At 40.9% G+C, this 21,516-nt stretch carries 17 protein-coding genes; 6 read left to right on the top strand and 11 right to left on the bottom strand.

Annotated features, from left to right (window positions below; all coding sequences use genetic code 11):
- Positions 1–90 precede the first annotated feature (90 nt).
- The 4 genes from BCU84_RS01305 to phhA form a co-directional block, all read right to left on the bottom strand.
- Complete coding sequence (locus BCU84_RS01305) at positions 91–1,077, bottom strand: fumarylacetoacetate hydrolase family protein (RefSeq protein WP_102526298.1); 987 nt, start codon at positions 1,075–1,077, stop codon at positions 91–93.
- 371 nt (positions 1,078–1,448) lie between these two features.
- Entirely contained in the window at positions 1,449–2,990 is a 1,542-nt protein-coding gene (tyrR, locus tag BCU84_RS01300; protein ID WP_102526297.1) for a transcriptional regulator TyrR, read from the bottom strand.
- Positions 2,991–3,209: 219 nt separating this feature from the next.
- On the bottom strand, positions 3,210–3,548 hold the full coding sequence (locus tag BCU84_RS01295; RefSeq protein WP_102526296.1) for a 4a-hydroxytetrahydrobiopterin dehydratase: 339 nt from the start codon (positions 3,546–3,548) through the stop codon (positions 3,210–3,212).
- Positions 3,549–3,598: 50 nt separating this feature from the next.
- Positions 3,599–4,396 carry a phenylalanine 4-monooxygenase gene (gene phhA / locus BCU84_RS01290; protein ID WP_198589506.1) on the bottom strand — a complete coding sequence of 266 codons (798 nt, stop codon included), beginning with the start codon at positions 4,394–4,396 and terminating at the stop codon, positions 3,599–3,601.
- A gap of 361 nt (positions 4,397–4,757) precedes the next feature.
- Here phhA and galE point away from each other — a divergent pair, with 361 nt between their 5' ends.
- From galE to BCU84_RS01275, 3 genes are all read left to right on the top strand, one after another.
- Positions 4,758–5,771, top strand: a complete 1,014-nt coding sequence (galE, locus tag BCU84_RS01285; RefSeq protein ID WP_102526294.1) for a UDP-glucose 4-epimerase GalE — start codon at positions 4,758–4,760, stop codon at positions 5,769–5,771.
- A 35-nt stretch (positions 5,772–5,806) separates the two neighbouring features.
- Positions 5,807–6,301: a ferredoxin-type protein NapF gene (gene napF, locus BCU84_RS01280; RefSeq protein WP_102526293.1), complete on the top strand. Its 495-nt coding sequence runs from the start codon at positions 5,807–5,809 to the stop codon at positions 6,299–6,301.
- A 159-nt stretch (positions 6,302–6,460) separates the two neighbouring features.
- The gene (locus BCU84_RS01275) at positions 6,461–6,892 is read left to right on the top strand and encodes a polymer-forming cytoskeletal protein (protein ID WP_102526292.1); all 432 of its coding nucleotides are present in this window, start codon (positions 6,461–6,463) and stop codon (positions 6,890–6,892) included.
- Between the two features lie 22 nt (positions 6,893–6,914).
- On the opposite strand, the gene BCU84_RS01270 is transcribed toward BCU84_RS01275, so the two are convergent.
- The 7 genes from BCU84_RS01270 to BCU84_RS01240 all read right to left on the bottom strand — a co-directional run bounded on the left by BCU84_RS01270 (position 6,915) and on the right by BCU84_RS01240 (position 16,969).
- A complete protein-coding gene (locus tag BCU84_RS01270; RefSeq protein ID WP_102526291.1) occupies positions 6,915–7,616 on the bottom strand; it encodes a DUF2982 domain-containing protein in 702 nt (233 codons plus the stop codon).
- Positions 7,609–8,385 (bottom strand): ElyC/SanA/YdcF family protein, encoded by a 777-nt coding sequence (locus tag BCU84_RS01265; protein WP_241906326.1) that lies wholly within the window; start codon positions 8,383–8,385, stop codon positions 7,609–7,611. The genes BCU84_RS01270 and BCU84_RS01265 overlap by 8 nt, the downstream gene beginning before the upstream one ends.
- Before the next feature lie 206 nt (positions 8,386–8,591).
- Positions 8,592–9,491, bottom strand: coding sequence for a fructokinase (mak, locus tag BCU84_RS01260; RefSeq protein WP_102526289.1), 900 nt, complete (start codon positions 9,489–9,491; stop codon positions 8,592–8,594).
- Positions 9,492–9,638: 147 nt separating this feature from the next.
- Entirely contained in the window at positions 9,639–10,457 is an 819-nt protein-coding gene (cysQ, locus tag BCU84_RS01255; RefSeq protein ID WP_229368896.1) for a 3'(2'),5'-bisphosphate nucleotidase CysQ, read from the bottom strand.
- Positions 10,458–10,766: 309 nt separating this feature from the next.
- Positions 10,767–12,833 carry a glycoside hydrolase family 16 protein gene (locus BCU84_RS01250; protein ID WP_102526287.1) on the bottom strand — a complete coding sequence of 689 codons (2,067 nt, stop codon included), beginning with the start codon at positions 12,831–12,833 and terminating at the stop codon, positions 10,767–10,769.
- Between the two features lie 133 nt (positions 12,834–12,966).
- Positions 12,967–15,528 (bottom strand): exo 1,3/1,4-beta-D-glucan glucohydrolase, encoded by a 2,562-nt coding sequence (locus BCU84_RS01245; protein ID WP_102526371.1) that lies wholly within the window; start codon positions 15,526–15,528, stop codon positions 12,967–12,969.
- 148 nt (positions 15,529–15,676) lie between these two features.
- Positions 15,677–16,969 (bottom strand): sugar MFS transporter, encoded by a 1,293-nt coding sequence (locus BCU84_RS01240; protein WP_102526286.1) that lies wholly within the window; start codon positions 16,967–16,969, stop codon positions 15,677–15,679.
- Positions 16,970–17,267: 298 nt separating this feature from the next.
- Here BCU84_RS01240 and BCU84_RS01235 point away from each other — a divergent pair, with 298 nt between their 5' ends.
- The 3 genes from BCU84_RS01235 (at position 17,268) to BCU84_RS01225 (ending at position 21,239) form a co-directional block, all read left to right on the top strand.
- Positions 17,268–18,602, top strand: coding sequence for a GH1 family beta-glucosidase (locus BCU84_RS01235; RefSeq protein ID WP_102526285.1), 1,335 nt, complete (start codon positions 17,268–17,270; stop codon positions 18,600–18,602).
- Positions 18,603–18,666: 64 nt separating this feature from the next.
- Positions 18,667–19,986 carry a glycoside-pentoside-hexuronide (GPH):cation symporter gene (locus BCU84_RS01230; protein ID WP_102526284.1) on the top strand — a complete coding sequence of 440 codons (1,320 nt, stop codon included), beginning with the start codon at positions 18,667–18,669 and terminating at the stop codon, positions 19,984–19,986.
- A gap of 230 nt (positions 19,987–20,216) precedes the next feature.
- A complete protein-coding gene (locus BCU84_RS01225) occupies positions 20,217–21,239 on the top strand; it encodes a LacI family DNA-binding transcriptional regulator (protein ID WP_102526283.1) in 1,023 nt (340 codons plus the stop codon).
- Positions 21,240–21,516 lie beyond the last annotated feature (277 nt).

Here is a 21,516-nt window from a genome sequence, read left to right as displayed (position 1 = left end):
GTATTCTTTTTGAGCTTAATAGATATAAAAAAAGCAACAACGCTAAGCGTTATTGCTTTTATTGATTACAACACCCATATTTATCGGCGTTTAACCTTTATATTCAACAACTTTCTGATCAATCGAACCGAATATACTGCTGTCATTGTCATCGAACATTTCGATGCGCACTGTATCACCAAAACGCATAAATGGTGTGCTAGGTTTGCCATCGGCAATGATTTCTAACATGCGCTTTTCAGCTAAACAGCTTGAACCTGCACTGCGGTCATAGTTCGAAATTGTGCCTGAACCAATCACAGCGCCAGCACATAGTGGGCGAGTCTTAGCAACATGAGCCACTAATTGACTGAAATCAAATGTCATATCAACACCAGCATTTGGACGACCAAACAGCTCACCATTTAGATGGGTAACGAGTGGTAAATGGACTTTACTGTCTTGCCATTTTTCACCTAATTCATCAGGGGTAATCGCCACTGGCGAAAATGCGCTTGATGGCTTAGATTGGAAAAAGCCAAACCCTTTAGCAAGTTCACCTGGAATAAGGTTACGCAGTGAAACGTCATTAACCAGCATCAATAATTTTATGTGTTGCTGTGCATTTTCAGCGCCAACGCCCATTTTTACATCATCAGTGATCACTGCTATTTCAGATTCAAAATCAATACCGTATTCTTCACTGGCCATTTCAATATCAGCTTTAGGGCCAATAAAGCAATCAGAACCACCTTGATAAACCAGTGGGTCAGTCCAGAATGTTTCTGGCATTTCAGCGCCACGGGCTTTACGCACTAATTCCACATGGTTTACATAAGCACTGCCATCAGCCCATTGGTATGCGCGTGGTAAAGGCGATAAACAACGTGCTTCGTCAAAATCCACTGCATTATCCATTTGACCCGCATTCAACGCTTCATACAGCTCTTGTAGCTGAGGATTCAGTAAATCCCATGCATCAAGTAATTGTTGCATTGTTTTCGCAATAGCAGGTACTGCAACGGTTTTAGTTAAATCTTTGCTAACCAACATCAGCTGGCCATCGCGGCGACCGTTGTTATAACTTGCAAGTTTCATTCTGACTCCTAAATAGGTACAAATAAGGTTGATATCAAATAAATAAAATTGTCATCACTGCTGAGTGTGTAGCTGAATAAAACATAGCTTATGTTCCACTTTTAACCGATACACATCGCAGGTTAATACCAACAAAAATAGCCTTCTTAAGGCTAGAAATACCTTAAGCTTAGCCAAATTAATATAGCGTGAGGCAAATCACATTTTTGCAAGGTAGCCTAGGTTTTGTAAACCTTTTGATACATTGCTCAAGATAATGCCAATTAAAGCAATAAACGTCTTGAAAACACGACAATGCCAGCGTATTGCTGGCATTAAATCGTTACACAAGGTTTGAGTCTCAGTTTCTACACATTGACCTTTACCGCTAATTATCGTTTTTTGGTAATTTTGTAATCTCGTAACTTATTAGCAATTGCGGTGTGGGAAACCCCCAGTTTTTTCGCCAACTGACGCGTACTTGGGTAAGCAGGATATAAGCGCCTTAGTAAGCTTGCTTCATATTCTTTCATGGCTTGATCTAAACTGCCTTCGAACTCTTCGTCAAAGTAACCAAAACCTTCTGCATAAGATGGCAGTTTTAATTGTTCAACGGTTAACTCCGCAGAGCCATCCCACATTGAAACAGCTCTAAATATCGCATTTTTTAATTGGCGAACATTGCCAGGCCAAGCGTAAGTGAACAGATAATCACGACAACTGGCAGAAATACGTCGAAGCGGACTAGAGAGTTGCTGGCTGTAATGCTCTAAGAACATCTCCGTTAACGGTATAACATCGACTTTACGCTCACGCAATGATGGCATGTGATAGCTCAAGACGTGAATGCGATAATATAAATCTTCTCTAAACTCACCTGATTGACATAACTCAGCTAAATTCTTCTGGGTTGAACAAATAATACGTACATCAGCACGCACTTCTTCATCACCGCCGATACGTCTAAATGTACCGTCTTGCAACAGACGCAGTAATTTAACTTGCGCCGCTTTCGACATTTCAGCGATTTCATCTAAAAATACCGTACCGCCCTTTGCTTCTTCAAACAAACCGCGTTTAACGACTTGGCCTTCATTAGAAACAAAGCCAAATAACTCTTCTTCGGCAACACTGTCTGGAAGCGCGGCGCAATTAATCGGGATAAAGGGGTGTTCACGTCGCATGCTGGCATCATGGCTGGCTTTCGCCATTAACTCTTTACCTGTGCCCGTTTCACCAGTGATGAGTAACGGTGCATCAAGTTGCGCCATTCGCTTAGCTTGCTTAAGCACATCTTTCATTTTATCGCTAACAGCCAATACATTATCAAAACCAGTGGTTTGATTCTGTAATGCATTGAATTGCTTACCGACTCTTGCTGGAGATTTAAGTGACACCACTGCGCCCGCAAGAATGCTGGCATTATTTTCATCGGGTAGATAAATCGGCAGCATTTCGGCTAAGTATTCATTGGTACCAATTTGAACCCGTGTAGCTTGTGCAAGCACTGGGGCTTCGGTTAACCAACGCGAAAAGTTAAATCCTTGCACCCAATGATTTAACGACTCATCAATCACTTCATGTTCTTGCATATTTAACGTCAATAAAGCCGACTCGTTTACAATACGAATACGTCCTTTAGCGTTGATGGAGAACACAGAATCAGGTAAGGTTTTTAATAAGGTTTTTAACGCATAATGTTCTTGTTCTGAGGGCATAAACGAGACAGTACGAACATCATGTACACTTTCTACTTTACGAATAAGAGGCATTAATTCGCTTAAGGTTTCGAAACCGATTTCAGCAAATTGTAAGTATAGAAATCCCCGGTTACTGGCATCAATTGCGATTAAGTTAATGCCATAATTTTCTAGCACTTCGAGAATATCTTTCGCAAGGCCGATGCGATCTAAACAGCTCACTTCCAAACGCATATACAACTATTCCCTATCAGTCATTTTTTCTGGAATATACGAGGATTAATGAAAATCTCATTTAAAAATAATGAGAAATACCATCCTTCTTTATTTGTGAGCGATACGTTAAAAGGTTATGAGGCGTGTGGCAAGTGTTGTTTACAGTGGAATTGTAACAGGGGAAGTATTATAGCAGGTTACGTTAACGTAACCTGCTGAAATTCATGATGAAGATAATTAACCAATTAACTGGTCTGTTTTCGCCGCCATGATGAAATCATTCTTATGTAAGCCTTTTATTGAATGTGACCACCACGTTACCGTGACTTTTCCCCATTCAGTTAAAATTCCTGGGTGATGAAATTCTGCTTCAGCAAGCTCGGCTAATTGATTAGTAAATACCATCGCAAGTTTGAAGTTTTTAAACTTATACACGCGTTCTAGTTGATTAATACCATCGCGATTTTCAACACGCCATTCAGGTACCATTTTACTGAACTCAACCATTTCTTGCTCAGTTACTTTCGGGGCATCAATTTGGCAAGCTTCACATTTCAACTCTGATAAATCAGACATAACAACTCCTGGGTAAAGTAATTTATTCTTATTAAATTTAATTCTGTCGCTTAACTGGCAATGGTTTTGGGTGCAAATTTGGGTTCAAGCAGTCCCAACTTACGTGCTTCAGTCACGGCTGCCATAATATCCATCTTGGCAATTTCATCAAGATAATCAACACTGTCGATAACGTAATAAACAGGCTGCATGATATCGATGCGATATGGCGTTCTTAGCACTTCAATCAGATCAAATGGCTTACGCTCAGGTTCATCGCTTAATGCATATAAGGTCTCACCGGGAGAGCTTAAAATGCCGCCGCCGTAAATATTCAATTCGCCATCTGCACCTTTTACTAAGCCAAACTCTACAGTGAACCAATAAAGTCTCGCTAAAAAGACTCTCTCTTCTTTTGTCGCAGCTAACCCTAATTGACCATAAATATGCGAAAAACGCGCAAATGAAGGGTTGGTTAATAATGGGCAATGACCAAAGATTTCATGAAAAATATCAGGCTCTTGTAAGTAATCAAACTCTTCCTTAGTGCGAATGAATGTCGCCACTGGGAATTGTTTATTTGCCAGCAGCTCAAAGAACTTTCCGAATGAAATAAGTGCAGGCACGCCAGCCGTTGTCCAGCCAGTTGCCTCAAGTAGCACCTTATCGATTTCTTTTAATTGTGGCACTCGGTTGCTTGGCATAGCCAAAGCATCCAATCCTTGCATGTAGGCATCACAAGCGCGTCCAGGCATATTGATGGCTTGTCGCTGATACAGTTGATGCCATACATCATGTTCTTCATCTGTGTATTGAATATAGCCCTGATTGTCAGGGATCTTAGCGGTATAGTTTGTTGCTTTGCTCATAAGTGTCACTTTACGTAAACTGCTCTCCCTTCATAGTGTGCTAAGGTTTCAAATTTGTTAACAACCTCAGGGTTTATTCTTGGTCCATGTGGTAGCAATAAACGTAAACTATTCACTACAAGTTACCATAATTATAAAATTACTCTTTTAAAATCAATAAACTAAAATGTAGTTAATGTTTGACAAACGAGACACCAACTTCAAAATCACTTTGTTGGCATTTTGCTTTAGCTTCTAGCTGAGACGCTAAAATAGATAAAAGACAACAAATGTTATATTCAGCTCGATAACTTCAGTACAATAAGTTTAATTGTATAATTCAATCGAATAGTTTGTCGTACGACAGCGTTAAGGAAAGACCATGGCAATTTTAGTTACAGGCGGTGCTGGGTACATAGGAAGCCATACTGTTGTTGAACTTTTGAATGCCGATCAGCAAGTCATTATCGTAGATAATCTATCGAACGCCAACGTTAACGCCCTTGGGCGTATCGAAACCATAACTGGTAAATCCTGTGTTTTTTACCAAGGCAGTGTGCTTAATAAAGCCCTACTACATAAGATTTTTACCGATCACCCTATTGAATCTGTGATTCATTTTGCAGGTCTTAAAGCTGTAGGTGAGTCTGTTATTAAGCCTCTGCAGTATTACGAAACCAATGTCACTGGCACCATTATTTTATGCCAAGTGATGGCTGAGCATAACGTAAAACAGCTGGTGTTCAGTTCGTCCGCGACCGTTTATGGCATCCCTGAAGGTTTACCTATTCGTGAAGACTTCAGCACAGGTGCAACCAATCCTTATGGGCAGTCAAAATTAATGGTTGAACAACTGTTACGAGACTTACAGGTGGCCGATAATCAGTGGAATATTGCCGTACTAAGATACTTTAACCCGGTTGGCGCCCATCAAAGTGGTTTAATTGGTGAAGATCCAGCTGATATACCCAATAATTTAATGCCATTTATCTGCCAAGTTGCTGTGGGGAATATCCCTGAGCTAAAAATATTCGGTAATGATTATCTAACGCCAGATGGCACCGGAATTCGCGATTACATTCATGTCGTTGATTTAGCTCAAGGTCATTTAAAAGCGTTACAAAAGTTATCAGACCAACCTGGCATAGTGACCTATAACTTAGGTACAGGAAGGGGCTACAGTGTTATCGAAATCATTAAAGCGTTTGAACTGGTCAGCGGTAAACAGATCCCCTATCGTTTTGCCCCACGCCGTGATGGCGATCTTGCTGCATATTTTGCCGATGCAAGCCTTGCTTATGAAGAATTAGACTGGCAACCATTGCACACGCTTGAATCAATGGTTGAAAGCAGTTGGTTGTGGCAATCTAAGAACCCTAATGGTTATAACGATTAGCCTAACTTAATCTATTTTGTGTTACCGGAAGAAATATGAGCCAATCAATTAATCACAGTCGCAGAAACTTGTTTCGTCGTAAAAAGTTTGATGCGCAAAGACCACCTTGGGTAAAGTCTGATATTGAATTTACCGATGAGTGCACCCGCTGTAATGCCTGCATCGACGCATGCGAGACCAAGGTATTAGTTAAAGGCGACGGCGGTTTTCCGGAAATCAAATTTACTGAAGATGAATGCACCTTTTGTCAGCAGTGTGTCACTGTGTGTAAAGAGCCCATTTTTGACCTAGCTCAAGAGCAACCATGGACGATTAAAGCGACTATTAATGACTCTTGTTTGACCTATAAAGGGGTTTGGTGTCAAAGCTGTAAAGATGCATGCGACCCAGGAGCGATTAGTTTTAAGATGGCGGTTGGCCAGGTACCAAAACCAATTATTGATACTGAAGCTTGTACTGGATGCGGCGCTTGTGTTTCGCCTTGTCCATCAGTGTCAATTAGTATCAATGAGTCAAAAATCGGCGATTAATGGTGATTTCTACTGAGCAGCGTCAGAAAAAGTCAGTGTCGTCAAAATATAATGGTTTTTTTTGATTTTATTTGCAGTTATATTAATGTTAATTTTTATAATAAAGCCATTTCGGTCGCTTATGTATAGTGGACTAATTTGCGAAAAAAGAGAGCCTACATGTTTAGTAAAAAAAGCCCTACCAGTAACTTAAGTTTCATCGCTAATGATTGTGAATTAACGGGTAATATTAAAGTCGCTGGAGATGTACTCATCGCGGGTAAAATCAATGGTGAAATTCGTGCATCAGGCAATGTAACTGTAGAACCTTCTGGCGTGATTACAGGCGGCGTTGTCTGTGTTGAAGCCACCATTTCAGGCTTAATAAATGGCAATATTACTTGTGAGAAGCTTTCGATTACTAACACAGGAACCTTTGACGGTGAAGTGTACAGTAAACGTATGGAAATATTAGATAATGGGCAGTTTATTGGCTACCGTAAAGCCTATGACGAAAGCTTAGAACACAAGAGCTTGCTTAATGAAAAGGTGGTTAGCCCAGAAGCTGATAAATCAACTGATAACCCTCAACTGTCAGCAGTTAACGCGTAATTGACAGCTAAAAACTAATAATTTAGTTATCGTTTGTATTGATAAAATGCACTTGCTGCCACTCGCGAAGTAGCTCAACGAACTCTGAGGGTGGTCTATCAAGACTATCGATTGAAATATACAGATGAAACCCCAAATGACTTTCTAGGGTTTGACAACGATGCCCGAACATCGCTAATACACCTCGATAGCGATCCCCGTTCACCACTAATGGGGTAAATTCAGCCCCAAGATACGTTTCTAGACTCTGTAAATCTTCATCTTGTGTCGCAGCTGTCATTAATAACGGACGTTGTTCCCCTAATAACCCGGTTGCCAACCTCGGTGAAATACAATCTAAAATCGGATTAATTTGCTTTAATTTAAAACCAATATAAGGCAGTTCAATTAACTCAAGGTTTTGTGTCACTCTAGATACATCAACACGTTGAATATTGTCCCAACTAATGTGCACTGTGCCACGTTGATGAAAGTAATCTAGTCCCGCCTCGGTCAGTTTAAAGCTTGCCTTAGGCTGATTAACTTTGGCTATCCCTAAAATTAAACTCACACTGCCAAAACCAAATAACACAATGCCGATACCAAAAAGGTGTTGGGCATTGATAAACAATATCAGGCTGATAATCAGCGCTATTGCGCCAAAAACACTCAATGTGATGCCATTTCGTTTGCCAAATGGGCTGATTAATAATGTTTTATCATCTAGGTTTGTTTCATTAGACATTGGTGACTAACCCTTTGACTTTTATCCATAGCATGCCGATATACTCGTGAATGGAGCGTTGAGAAATAAATAGGTTTTCAGCACTAAAACGCCACCAGTAACCTGGAGAGCTTAAAAAATTAGTTGGTGCAGCAACCGGTGAGAGCTCATTAGCAGTGAAAATCATCATCGAGCGAGGCATATGGGTCGCTGATGTCACTAAAATAAATGGTTTTTTACCAACAATGGTTTTCATTGAACGTGCTTCTTCGATGGTATCAAGTGCATCAGGGAAAGTGACGATGCTATCTTCGCTAACGCCTAGCTCAATTGCCGCTTGTTTCATGATGATGGCATGTGGTGTTGGGGTTAAGCCGCCACTCCAGCCACTCACCACTAAAGTACACTGTTTATCTGAAAGCGACAGTTGCCTAATGCCCTCAGAAAGTCTTGATAAAGCAGTAGCCGATAATTGCTGAACTGCACTGATAGCGTTATTTTCTCGATGGCCAGATCCCAGTACCATCACAAAACAAGCATCATGACTAATTTGTGTCAACGGTAACTCGTTAACTGGATATCTTGACTCTAAACTGTTCGCGAGGTTGGCAGAAATAAAAGAGTTACTTAATAGCATTAAGCTCGATATGCCAACCAATAAACATAACTGGCCAAATGACTTAAATTTTTTAGCCTGAAAACGCCAAATAAAAAGTGCGAACAATAAACAAATTAAAATAAACGGCACCGGCATTACAAATTGCGACAGGCCTTTTTTAAACCAAAACATCAATTTCATCTGCTGTTTATCTGCTCAATTAGAAGGGGCTAAAGTAAATTAGCTGTATTGTATCTTTTGCGACAGCAGATTGCGAAAATTACCGATATTCAATTAGATTTTGCAAATAAACCCAATAAAAAAGGTGCTCACGGAGCACCTTAATATCAGCTATTTAAACTGGCAAAGCTTATTAATTGATGAGGACCAATTAAGCGTTACTCTTTGCCCCACAACCATGCAGCGCCACGTACACCTGATGAAGCGCCAAATTCATTCTTAACCACAATTGTGTTGCACTCACGGCCGACTACGTATTTAGGTAACACTTTTGGTAGCTCAGTATAGATTGCATCAATATTTGACACCCCACCGCCTAATACAATCACATCAGGGTCTAACATATTAATCAGATGCGCTAATGAACGTGCTAAACGGTCTATATAACGAACAAATGCTTGGGTCGCTAACGGATCACCTTCTGCCATCATTTGTGAAATTTGAATACCACTGTCTGCCACGCCGCCTGCTCGGCGAAAATCTCGCACCCAACCCGTGCCCGATATAAAGGTTTCAATACAATCTTTATTGCCACAAAAACATGAAGTTGAGTTGAATTCATCAGATGTCATCCAAGGCAGTGGATTATGTCCCCACTCACCTGCAATACCATTGCCGCCAGCATGCACTCGACCATTAATCGATAAACCGCCGCCACAACCAGTGCCAATAATAACCCCAAAGACCACACCTTTACCTGCAGCTGCGCCATCAACGGCCTCAGATACAGCAAAACAGTTTGCATCATTTGCAATGCGCACTTCTCTATCAAGACGTGCACTTAAATCTATATCTAATGGATGGCCATTAATCCAAGTAGAATTTGAGTTTTTAACTAACCCTGTAAAGGGTGAAACCACTCCAGGGATCCCAACGCCAACCGAGCCTTTTTGTTGAGTATCAGCTTCAGCCTCATCTACTAAACCAATAATGGCATCTAAGGTATCAGGATAATTTCTCGGGGTAGGAACACGTTTACGAAACAATTCGCTACCATCTTCAGCTAATGCCACTAATTCAATTTTTGTCCCGCCAAGATCAACACCCATGCGCATCATAGCTTTACTCTCCATTTAATTATAATCTGTCATTCGATACGCATTTGATGCTGCAACCATGATGGTTCATAGGATGTTTAATGACTTAATCTCTGTGTGCTACCACTTTAATACACACAAATATGTTAGCCAATAAACAATACTAAGCTATGTACGCTCAAACCATTTTGGTGATGCTGCTATAAAATACGGATTTAAAATATTTTCTTTTTGGTTGTACTCAAGCGGTGTGAGTTCAGGGTAAATAAGCACCTGACCACCCGCACTTTCTAATACTGCTTGCGCCGCACCGGTATCCCACTCGCTAGTTAAGCCTAAACGTGGATATACATCAGCATTGCCTTCAGCAACTAAGCAAAACTTCAGCGAACTCCCCACACTTTGCATTTGGTGGTCGCCGATATTAGCAACGTATTCAGCAAGGCCAGGGCTAATATGTGAACGGCTACCGACCACAATAGGCTTATCATTAATCTGTTGCTGACTGATATCCAACACTTGCTGCTTTGCGTTACTTTCTAACCATGCACCCTCGCCTAAGAGGCCTGAGTAGCATTTATTTAATACAGGGGCGTACACGACACCCGCCACGGCTTTGCCGTTATGGATAAGCGCAATGTTGACCGTAAACTCGCCATTGCGTTTAATAAATTCTTTGGTGCCATCTAATGGATCAATTAACCAATAGGTTGACCAGTTTCTTCTTACATTCCAATCAATGTCCGCAGCTTCTTCACTCATCACTGGTATATCAACAAAATGTTTTTCAAGTTCAGCGACAATCACATTATGGCTGGCGATATCGGCTGCCGTAACTGGGCTGTCATCTTGCTTTTGCTCAATTTGCAAGTCAGGCTTTGAATACACTTGCATAATCGCATCACCTGCCTGCTTGGCAATGGTAATGACGGTATCGAGCTGTGCTTTAGTTAAACTTGTATGTTGTACTAATTTTTTATTACTCAAAGGGAATTCCTTAGAAAATACCGACATTTAAGCCAGAAAATTATCAACATACATTATGCCACCTTGCTTATTAAAGATTTATAACTATTTTGTTTGTCTTAGACATTTAACATGATTGAAATTAATGCCATTAAATGGCTTGTACCACGGGTTTTCTTTATTCACTCACACTAGATTTCTAACGTGATGTAATCTGATTTCACTCAAGGCTAAAACTTTATTGTTACTTATTTGTAACGCCAGCTTGATAGTAAGCCAAGAGCGATGAGCTTAAAACCCTCATCGCCTTAACTGCATTCGTATTCAAACTTATTTAGTCAACATCACATTATCAACTTGCATCACGACACCACTTTGATTACCCCATGCAGGAAAGATAACTAAAGGTGTATCCACTTGAGTTAAATCTAAACTAGAACCTGTATTGGCTACGACATCTGCAAACGCTATTTTGTAATGAGTCCAAACACCAATTTCAGGCGCATCAATCGCAAAGTCACCTGAACTGCATGGATGACCACAGTCGACTTTAATATTAAAATCTCTTACTTCACGTGGGTCGCTGGTGACATTCAAATCAAACTCGACAAAGTTAAAGCTACTGACGTCTTGCTGAAAATTTGCACTTTGAAAATACACCACGGCTTCATTAGTATTAAAGCTAAATTGGCTCACAAGATTATTGTCACCACCAACATCAACCTGTTCAATTGCAACACTCCCTGTTGCCGCATAATGACCAATTTCAAAAGGCGCTTTAACTGCATCATCATAAACAATTAATTCATCAGATTGAGACACTTCATATTCATAGCGCACATTATCAATTTGCAGGCTCATATTGCCTAAAGGCTCTATCACAAAAGGGTTGGCTACCGAGGCTAAATCAACAAAGCTTCCCGGTGAAAATCGATTACCACTGGCAACAAGGTCGGCAATAGGTAAGCGAATTTCACTCCAAGTATTTAACTCGGGTAAAACCACGCTGGTGTCGCTAACATTGGGCCAGCCACTGTCTATTTTAACCAATAGTTCCACGTCATTATCGGTGCTAATGACATTCAAATCGAAAACTAACACGCCATTCGTCGCCCAATGGGATAAATCAGCCGTGGGAGGGTATGCAAAATAAGCGTTCCCCGTTGCGCCAACCTTGTCTAACTGAAGCACTTCGCCGCGCCCTTCAACCTCAACAGCTGCAAGCGTGACAGAACCATCAGGGTTATAGCTGTCTAAACTTAGCCCTTCGCTGAGCTCATCATCATATAAAATGAATTCTGGCCCAGCTCCAATATCAGTCGATGGCGTGGTTATTTCAGGTGCTGTATGGCCTTCGACCATTTCAGCGCTTTCGCTAATAGATGCACAGCCTTGTCCTGTTTCTGGCGAAACACTGCATTCATACACTCGTACATAATCCACTTCTAACGTCTGTGGGAATACGCTTTCATCCACCCCAGTATTATTGACATTCGCCGCCCACGTGCCGCCAACTGCTAGGTTTAAAATCATATGAAATGGCTGATTGTAAGGCGCATCTTCTGGAGCACTTTGAAGGTTCCCATCTGCATCCGTGTATTGGCTATACCAGCCTGCTGAAGTTTGAGTGGCAAAATGAACCTCATCAACATACCAACGGATCTCATCTTTTTCCCATTCCACTGCGTACACATGAAAATCGTCAGCAGGGTTTGACCCTTCTGGCAGTGAATATTCTGCGCCAGAATAAACATTTCCAGGCCATGCTTTGCCATAATGCAAAGTACCGTGAATACGAGACTCAGGCTCAGAACCTTCGGTAACCACTTTTAAATTCACCGCTTCCATGATGTCGATTTCACCCGACCCCGCCCAAGGGCCATACACCCAATCCGTCGGTAACATCCAGATTGCAGGCCACGTTCCTTGGCCTTGAGGCATTTTGGCGCGGATCTCAAAACGGCCGTATTTCCAATCCCCTTTATGGGTGGAATCTAATCTTGCCGAGGTATAAGGTTGCTGCTTAGATGTATCGGTTGCATCGTAATTAGGATCGCCTAAAGCCACGGCTGGACCGCTAAAATCTTCTCGCTCAGCCGTTATCACTAACATGCCATCAGCTACTTTGCTGTTTTCATCACGCTGGGTATAACACTGATGTTCTTCATTGCCCCCGCCATAACAGTTATGGGCAAGATTCCATTTTTCTAGATCAATCGCAGTTCCGTCAAACTCATCACTCCAAACTAGTGTCCACAGGCTTTCTTGTGGCTGTTCGACGGTGTTATTAACCGGTGTAATATCATTTTCTGTTGAGCTATCTGAACCACAACCAACTAGCAATGCTGCGGCGATACTCATACTGGTGAAGGTTAAAGTTGATGTTAATTTTTTCATTTTCCCCCCAAGGAAATAGTAAAATAACTTGAAAAAAATCCAACAAAATCCCTTACAAAGTTAATTGCAAGTTCACAACAGTGCAGGAGTTATTGCCAGTTGATTGTCTTAACAATCAACTGGCAAAGATTAATTAAGGCGCTGGACAGGTAATCGTGGCGTCATTAGCCGCATTAGGCACAATCAGTAAATCACTGAAATTAATTTCGGCTTTACCTTCTGTCGCAATATAGAAAGGTGTATTGATATTGCCAAACTCAACTTGCTGATTTGCAAAACACTTCAAATCAACACTAATAGTTTGCCAAGTTCCAACTGACTCATTTAAGGCTCCTGCAATATCAACATCTGCGCGGCAATCTCTATCGCACGCCACACCTAACATGACCGGTTTTTCAACCTTGTTGGTGGTTTTAATTAATACAGATAAAGCGGCATTACTGTTTGAATAAGCACGTAAGTCACGTGGGAAGTTACTGATTAACCCAACAAAGCCCATGCCTGTTCCGTTAAAGTTCACTAACCTTGCGTCTTCTTGCACTGCTTTATCAAAGGTTCTTAAGGTCAATGCATCATTTTTTTGAATACTGCTACTTACTGTCTCCATTGAGGTTTCTGTACCAATAATCAGTTTCCAAGGTGCTTTTACAGCTCGCTCAAATAAGGCTAACGTTTCAAGCTTAGCGTCAGATGCGAAGTTATCTTCTGAAAGCGTATCTGACACCTGGCTTTTTTCACCGTATTTAAGACCATAACCATAGGCAAATAAGGGTTGGTAGTCTTCATCATTCACATTAACCGACGTTTGCTGCGGCGTTGTTGGCCATGAGAAAGATAGCTTACCGGCAAAGTCAGCATTGACTTTTCCATCTATCTCAGTGAAAAGTACTTGAGCTACGCCATCACCTTCTGTGCCAGGTAACCAAGCAGCGACAAAGGCGTCTGATGCGTTTAATTCAGGGTTAACCCACATAGGACGGCCACTGATAAATACTGAAACCACAGGAATACCCTGAGATTTTAATGATTGCAGTAAAGCTAAATCACGCTTATCTCCACGTTGGTATTCAAGGTTATCAATGTCGCCATTACCTTCTGCATACGGCTCTTCACCAAATACCACAATTGCCACATCAGGTTTGTTTGTTGCGTCAAATTGACCATCAACACTTAACCAAGCTTGACCACCCGCAGCATCCACAGTTTGCTCAATACCCGCAAAAATCGAAGTTGCACCTGGGAAATCTTCATTTAAGTTATCAGTACCCTGCCAAGTAATACTCCAACCACCAGATTGCTTACCGATATTATCGGCTGCATCACCCGCCACTAAAACTTTGGAATTTGGCGCTAATGGTAAAATGTTAGCGTTATTTTTAAGCAGTACTAGTGACTCACGCACCGCTTGTCTTGCGACATCTCGATGCGCTTTAGCACCAATTAATTCTGTTTTGCCTGAAATAGCGCGATTAGCAGGACTTGGTTTTTCAAATAATCCAGCTCTGAATTTAACTCTAAGAATACGACGTACTGCATCATCAACACGTGCTTGACTAATTTCGCCATCTTTAACTTGGGCAATAGTGTTTTCGTAAAGAGGTTTCCAAGCACTGGTTGGCACCATGAATACATCTAGGCCTGCATTGGCAGCTTGAGCACATGATTCATTAGTACAGCCGTCAACTTGGCCATGACCGTTCCAGTCACCTACCACAAAACCATCAAAACCCATTTTGTCTTTTAATACATCATTAAGTAGGTATTTTTCGCCGTGGATTTTTTTACCTTGCCAGCTATTAAATGACGCCATGACGGTTTGCGCGCCAGCAGTTAAACCGCCAACATAACCCTGAGCATGGATATCAAATAAGTCTTGCTCTGAATCTAGGTTTTGCCCCTGATCAATACCCTTTTCTGTTCCACCATCACCCAAGAAATGTTTTACCGTTGAAATGACATGTTGGTCAGATAAAAAGTCATCACCGACTTTTCCTTGCAAACCTTCAACAATCGAGTGCGAGTAAGCTTTAACAATGCGTGGATCTTCTGAGTAACCTTCATAGGTTCTTCCCCAGCGATCATCCCTTACAACCGCAACCGTTGGAGCAAACACCCAATCAATTCCTGTTACCATTACTTCTTTGGCTGTAATGGCAGCAATATCACGGATCAAGTCTGGATTATTCGCCGCACCCAAACCAATGTTATGGGGAAACAAGGTCGCACCAATGACATTGTTATGACCATGAACCGCATCGGTTCCCCACATTGTTGGAATAGCGATACCATCAACGCTGTCGTCCATAGATGCTTGGTACATATCTTCAGCTAACTTAATCCAGTCCGCAGGTGTTGCGTGTTTATCATCATTTGGATAAGCTCCGCCGCCATTCAAATAAGAACCAAATCCATACTTACGCATATCTTCAACGGTGATATCACGGATTTCAGGTTGGATCATCTGAGCAATTTTTTGCTCTAAGGTCATCTTTTCCATTAACGATGAAGTGCGCTGTTCAAGTTCAGCATCTTTCGCTAATGAAATCGCAAGCTTTGGCCAAATATCAATATTATTTACTGTCGCTACGTCATTGTTTTTGGCTGCAACTTCTACTTCAACCACAGGCTGTTTATCCGCTTTAACCGATGCCATTGGCATATCCTTGTTTTCACCTGAACAAGCCGATAGCCCCATCAATACGGTTAATACTTGCAGTGGCAATGCTAATTGCTTCCTTGCGATAACCTTATTTGCCTTTTTCATAAAATTTGCCTTATGTATTCTTGTCATAAATTCTATATTTGTTTTTAAATGTTTCATCATTAAGCGTTTCAGTCGAATATTACGCAGCTTCTGGGCGTTTAGCTTTACTGCCCACTAAACCGTAATAAGCAATAAAGGCGTAACACACTAGCGGTAAAACAAACGCCAATTGAATGCCAAGGGTATCAGCTAGCATGCCTTGCAATAATGGGACAATCGCACCACCAACAATCGCTAAACACAAGACACCAGAACCTTGACTGGTATGCTGCTTTAAATCTGTTAACGCTAAGCTAAAGATCGTTGGGAACATAATAGAATTGCATAGTCCAACCAATAGCAATGCCCACATTGCTGTTGTGCCTTCAGATAACATCGCTACTGCCACTAATAAAACTGCGCAGGTAGCGTTAAAAGCTAGCACTTTGCCAGCAGCTATTTTTTGCATAACCAAAGCACCAATAAAGCGACCAACCATTGCACCACCAAAATAATAAGCAATGTACTTAGCAGCTTGCGATTCAGTAAATCCACCAATGTCAGGCTGAGTCAAAAAGTTAATTAAAAAACTACCTATGCCAACTTCGGCGCCAACATAAACAAAGATACCTACAGCGCCTAATACCAAATGTGGATATTTCCACGCACTACCTGTGCCCTTTTGTTGTTTGGTTTTTTGCTCGCTAATACCAAGAACGGGTAACTTTAAAATGAAGAAAATAATCGCTAGCACACACAAGGCGCCAGCTAACATTAAATAAGGAACTTGCACTGTACTGGCTTGATGTACAGCTGCAATAGATGACTCTGCCGCACTAGAAGCTGCTTCATGGGGTTGATTACTTAAAATCAAGTAACTGCCAAAAAATGGCGCGACTGTGGTACCAAGCGCATTAAATGCTTGAGTCATGGTTAATCTTGAAGACGCGGTTTCTGCAGGGCCTAATGCACTCACATAAGGATTAGCGGCAACTTGTAATATGGTGATACCCGATGCTAATACAAAAAAAGCACTTAAGAACATCCAATAAGAGGCATAGCTCGCTGACGGGTAAAAGAGTAAGCAACCTGCGCAGGCAATAGCCAGTCCGGTAACAATCCCTTTTTGATATCCAATTTTACCGACTAAAGAGCCCGCAGGAATTGATACAATAAAATAGGCGCCAAAGAAACAAAACTGAACTAACATCGCTTGGGTATAGCTTAATTCAAACATATTTTTTAAATATGGAATTAAGATGTCATTTAAACAGGTTAAAAAACCCCACATGAAAAATAGTGAGGTTAATGCCATCAAAGCAAACCGAAAATTCCCAGTTTGATGAACACTCCCCATTTCTGCAGCATCTGCATTTAACGGTGCGTTAGCCATGACATTTCCTCTTTAATTATTATGTATTTATGGTTTAAGTCTATCTAAGCACCCTTGTCCTACATCTTTGGTAGTACATGGATAGGCCGTTTCGAGAATTATCTAAATCAATTATTGACGTTTGGTTAATTAATCACTAATCTCGATGTAAGCGCTTTCATTTTTAACATACCGATAACGAAAGTCAACGATTTTTATTAGTAAAAATTGTAACAGCACCTCAGTAACCGCCTGTGTTTAGGCCTTTGAAGCGCTGTAGGCAGAATTACATCAGAAACATATTAAGTGAATAATAAATATGAAAATATCATTACCATCAGATTCTAAAATGCACTCAAAAGAATTTACTTTTGGTGTTGCAACCGCCTCTTTTCAAATTGAAGGAGCGGCTGATTCTCGCTTACCTTGTATCTGGGATACCTTCTGCGCAACACCAGACAAAATCCGTGACGGTTCTGACGGCAAACAAGCTTGCGAGCATGTGGCATTATGGAAAGATGATGTTGAGTTGATTGAATCATTAGGAGTTGATGCTTATCGATTATCTATTTCTTGGGGGCGTGTGATTAATCAAGATGGTAGCCTCAATCAAGAAGGTGTGAGCTTTTATACTAACTTGATGGATAGTCTTATCGCCCGAGGGATAAAGGTATATGCCACGCTTTATCATTGGGATCTACCACAACATATTGAAGATCAGGGTGGTTGGTTAAATAGAAAGACTGCCTACCTCTTCCAAGACTACGCCGATAAAATCACTCAAGCACTTGGTGATCGCGTACATTCTTACGCCACATTAAATGAACCTTTTTGTAGCTCTTATTTAGGCTATGAGATTGGTATTCATGCACCAGGCCTTGCAACAAAAGCCTATGGTCGTAAATCTGCGCACCACTTATTGCTTGCTCACGGTCTTGCCATGCAAGTGATTCAAAAGAACTGCCCAAACGCATTAAACGGTATCGTGCTTAACTTCACTCCTTGTTACCCTTATTCTGACAAGCCAGCTGATATCAAAGCCAGCCAAATTGCTGATGACTACTTTAATCAGTGGTATATCAAACCAATAATGGATGGTAAATATCCTGAAATAATTAATGATTTTGATGACGGTGACAAACCAGATATTGAACCTGGGGACATGGACATTATTAGTCAACCAATCGACTTTTTAGGAATTAACTTTTATACCCGAGCCGTGTATCAAGCTTGCAGTGAAAACCAGTTTGAACAAATTGATATGAAAGATGCCCCTAAAACTGATATCGGTTGGGAAATTTACCCTGCTGCCTTCACCGACTTATTAACTAGCTTACATAACACCTATACATTACCGCCAATTTACATTACTGAAAATGGCGCAGCTATGGATGATAAAATTGTTGATGACGCGGTAAATGATTTAGACAGACTTGAATATTACCAAGCGCATTTAAATGCGGTTAATGATGCTATTGAGCAAGGCGTTAAAATCGATGGTTATTTTGCATGGAGCTTAATGGATAATTTTGAATGGGCAGAGGGCTATTTAAAACGCTTTGGGATAGTGTATGTTGATTACCAAACACAAAAACGAACAATAAAACACAGTGGTCTTGCCTACCGTGATTTTATTAGCCAAAGAGCTGAATAATAGCAAAATAAAAATAATGCCCAACACCCTACATTAGAAAAATAATAACCCGAAAGAGGTTTGCATGATTAGCGTTAAAGAGAAGATAGCCTATGGATTAGGTGATACAGCCAGTAATATCGTTTTCCAAACGGTGATGTTATTTCTTACGTTTTTTTATACTGACATATTTGGTATTTCACCTGCATTTGTCGGCACAATGTTTTTGGCTGTTCGATTTATTGATGCTATAACCGACCCTCTGATGGGTGCACTCACTGATAGAACAGAAACCAAATGGGGTAAATTCCGTCCTTACCTTATGTGGTTTGCCCTGCCTTTTGGCTTGATTAGTGTTTTAGCATTTACGACACCTGACTTAGCTGAAGAAGGCAAAATGATTTACGCCTTTGTCACCTATACGGCGTTAATGATGGTTTATACCGCGATCAACATTCCTTATTGTGCATTAGGTGGTGTATTAACAGCCGATCCCAAAGAACGAGTTTCAGTACAGTCTTACCGCTTTGTGTTTGCCATGATTGGCGGTTTAATGGTGTCAGGATTAACATTACCTTTAGTTGAATATTTCGGCCAAGGCGATCAAGCTAAAGGTTATCAACTGACCATTGCAGCAATGAGCGCATTGGGCGTGGTGATGTTTATTCTGTGTTTTCTTGGCACAAAAGAGCGCTTACACCCGCCGAAAGATCAAAACTTAAGCTTTAAAAGAGATTTCAAGTTACTGTGGCAAAACGATCAGTGGCGTATTCTATCTATAGCCGCTATATGGTTGTTATCAGGCATGGTGCTTAAAACCAGCTTAGCAATCTATTACGTAAAGTATTATTTGCATATGCCAGACTCAATCACTTTATTCATTACTCTTGGTATGATTGGTAATATAGTTGGCTGTATTTTAGCTGAGCCTTTAGCTAAACGAGTCTGTAAGGTCAAAGCTTATATCACCATTCAATTCATTGCTGCTGCTCTGTGTATTGCGGCCTATTTTGTCTCAGGCGACCAAGTTGAACTCGCATTTGCACTATTTATAGTGTGGGGCTTTACGTTTAATATGGGCACCCCACTACTATGGGCGAAAATGGCAGATGTAGTTGACTACGGTCAGTTTAAGACTGGCGTAAGAATTACCGGAATGATTTATTCTTCAGTTATTTTCTTTATCAAGTTAGGTGTTGCGATTGGTGGTGCAGCCGCTGGTTGGTTGCTGGCATTATATGGTTACCAAGCTGATGTTGAACAAACCCAAGCAACTCAACAAGGGATTTTGATTTCATTTACTATCTACCCTGCAGTGGGATCAATTATCGTGGCTATCGTCATGAAGTGGTACAAGTTAGACAATGAGCAAGTTGAGAAAGTGCACGCTGCAATTACACAATAAATATGTTCAATAGTCACTAATGAACAAATATTCATAAATTGTAGAAACTTATTAATTACAGAGCTTGATACAATTGATATGCACAACAGATAATACTGTTTATTTGGCGAACTGATTTATTAATGTTCGTCAAATAAAACCGTTTTTTAATGAATGTGCTAAATAGTTCATGCTAGTCTAACCGACGTTTTGACTCTCATCATTAGCTAGACAGTATTAAATAGGGATATATGGCGACAATATATGACGTATCAGTTTTAGCAGGCGTTTCACTCGCGACAGTGTCCCGAGTGATGAATAACAACACTAAAGTCAGCGAAAAAACGAAACAGAAAGTATTAAGTGCAATGGATCAATTGGGATATCGTCCAAATACCATTGCGCAGTCCCTTGCGTCTAACCGTTCAAATAGTGTCGGTGTGTTAGTGTCTCAATTAGACGGTCCCTATTACGGCCCAATGATGACTGAGATTGAAACTGCACTTCGAGCGGGCAATAAACACGTTATCATTGCAGCTGGACACAGTGATGAGTCCCAAGAAAAAGACGGGGTTGAGTTTTTAATGAGTCGAGGCTGTGATGCGTTAATTCTTGACGTAGAAGCTGTTGATGATGAATATCTGATTAAGTTGCACCAGGGTGATACTCCCATCGTGCTGATTAACCGCTACATCGAAGAAATCAGTGATGCTTGTGTTTATTTAGATAATGATCTTGGTGGTTACCTAGCCACCAAACACATTCTCAGTCATGGACATAAAGACATTGCGTATATCTCAGGCCCCAAATTTAAACTCGACGCTCAAGACCGATTACATGGTCATCAACGGGCATTAACTGAATTTGGTGTCGAATTTGATGAGCAACTGTGCTTTGAGGGAGACTTTAAAGAGCACAGCGGCTGTTTAGCAATGGAGCACTTACTTAGCGTCAAAAAGACTTTTACCGCAGTAGTGTGTGCTAACGATCAAATGGCCTCTGGTGCCATTGCAGTATGCCTTGAAAAAGGCATGAAAATCCCACAAGAGTTGTCATTTGTGGGATACGATAACATCCCTTTCCCACAATATATCTCCCCTAAACTCACGACAGTGAATAACCCGATCCATGAAATGGGCAAAATGGCTGCATTTTGGGTATTAAAGCATGTTTATAATGACCCTAAAGCTGAAGTTGAAAATACCTTTACACCACAGTTAATAGTTAGAGATTCGGCAACTAAGCCTTCTGACAATCACAACAAACAATTATAAGCGCAACAAACAATTATAAGTGCAAAGCACCAATCCCTAGATGATTGCCTGTCAGACCCAATTTAGCCGCGACTTATGCGGCTTTTTAATTAGCAGCATTCAAGCTTGCTACATCAAAAATCAATTCTCATACCTCACTTCTCATTGCTCATTGCTCATTGCTCATTTCTCAAGTTATTGCACAACTAGTCTTATTTCAATATGGGGATCTGCCACCAGTTTCAGGCCTGCTTTTCTGCTTTCTGCTTTTCTGCTTTCTGCTTACTGCTTACTGCTT

The organism is Shewanella sp. 10N.286.51.B7, from assembly GCF_002873615.1.
Classification (GTDB): Bacteria; Pseudomonadota; Gammaproteobacteria; order Enterobacterales; family Shewanellaceae; genus Shewanella; species Shewanella electrodiphila.
This window is presented reverse-complemented; position numbering and strand designations above follow the sequence as displayed.

What these genes read in the sequence shown, in the direction of transcription:
- BCU84_RS01305 (WP_102526298.1), bottom strand. Translation starts at nt 1,077, where the DNA reads ATGAAACTTGCAAGTTATAACAACGGTCGCCGCGATGGCCAGCTGATG.
- tyrR (WP_102526297.1), bottom strand. Translation starts at nt 2,990, where the DNA reads ATGCGTTTGGAAGTGAGCTGTTTAGATCGCATCGGCCTTGCGAAAGAT.
- BCU84_RS01295 (WP_102526296.1), bottom strand. Translation starts at nt 3,548, where the DNA reads ATGTCTGATTTATCAGAGTTGAAATGTGAAGCTTGCCAAATTGATGCC.
- phhA (WP_198589506.1), bottom strand. Translation starts at nt 4,396, where the DNA reads ATGAGCAAAGCAACAAACTATACCGCTAAGATCCCTGACAATCAGGGC.
- galE (WP_102526294.1), top strand. Translation starts at nt 4,758, where the DNA reads ATGGCAATTTTAGTTACAGGCGGTGCTGGGTACATAGGAAGCCATACT.
- napF (WP_102526293.1), top strand. Translation starts at nt 5,807, where the DNA reads ATGAGCCAATCAATTAATCACAGTCGCAGAAACTTGTTTCGTCGTAAA.
- BCU84_RS01275 (WP_102526292.1), top strand. Translation starts at nt 6,461, where the DNA reads ATGTTTAGTAAAAAAAGCCCTACCAGTAACTTAAGTTTCATCGCTAAT.
- BCU84_RS01270 (WP_102526291.1), bottom strand. Translation starts at nt 7,616, where the DNA reads ATGTCTAATGAAACAAACCTAGATGATAAAACATTATTAATCAGCCCA.
- BCU84_RS01265 (WP_241906326.1), bottom strand. Translation starts at nt 8,385, where the DNA reads ATGTTTTGGTTTAAAAAAGGCCTGTCGCAATTTGTAATGCCGGTGCCG.
- mak (WP_102526289.1), bottom strand. Translation starts at nt 9,491, where the DNA reads ATGATGCGCATGGGTGTTGATCTTGGCGGGACAAAAATTGAATTAGTG.
- BCU84_RS01250 (WP_102526287.1), bottom strand. Translation starts at nt 12,833, where the DNA reads ATGAAAAAATTAACATCAACTTTAACCTTCACCAGTATGAGTATCGCC.
- BCU84_RS01245 (WP_102526371.1), bottom strand. Translation starts at nt 15,528, where the DNA reads ATGGGGCTATCGGCTTGTTCAGGTGAAAACAAGGATATGCCAATGGCA.
- BCU84_RS01240 (WP_102526286.1), bottom strand. Translation starts at nt 16,969, where the DNA reads ATGGCTAACGCACCGTTAAATGCAGATGCTGCAGAAATGGGGAGTGTT.
- BCU84_RS01235 (WP_102526285.1), top strand. Translation starts at nt 17,268, where the DNA reads ATGAAAATATCATTACCATCAGATTCTAAAATGCACTCAAAAGAATTT.
- BCU84_RS01230 (WP_102526284.1), top strand. Translation starts at nt 18,667, where the DNA reads ATGATTAGCGTTAAAGAGAAGATAGCCTATGGATTAGGTGATACAGCC.
- BCU84_RS01225 (WP_102526283.1), top strand. Translation starts at nt 20,217, where the DNA reads ATGGCGACAATATATGACGTATCAGTTTTAGCAGGCGTTTCACTCGCG.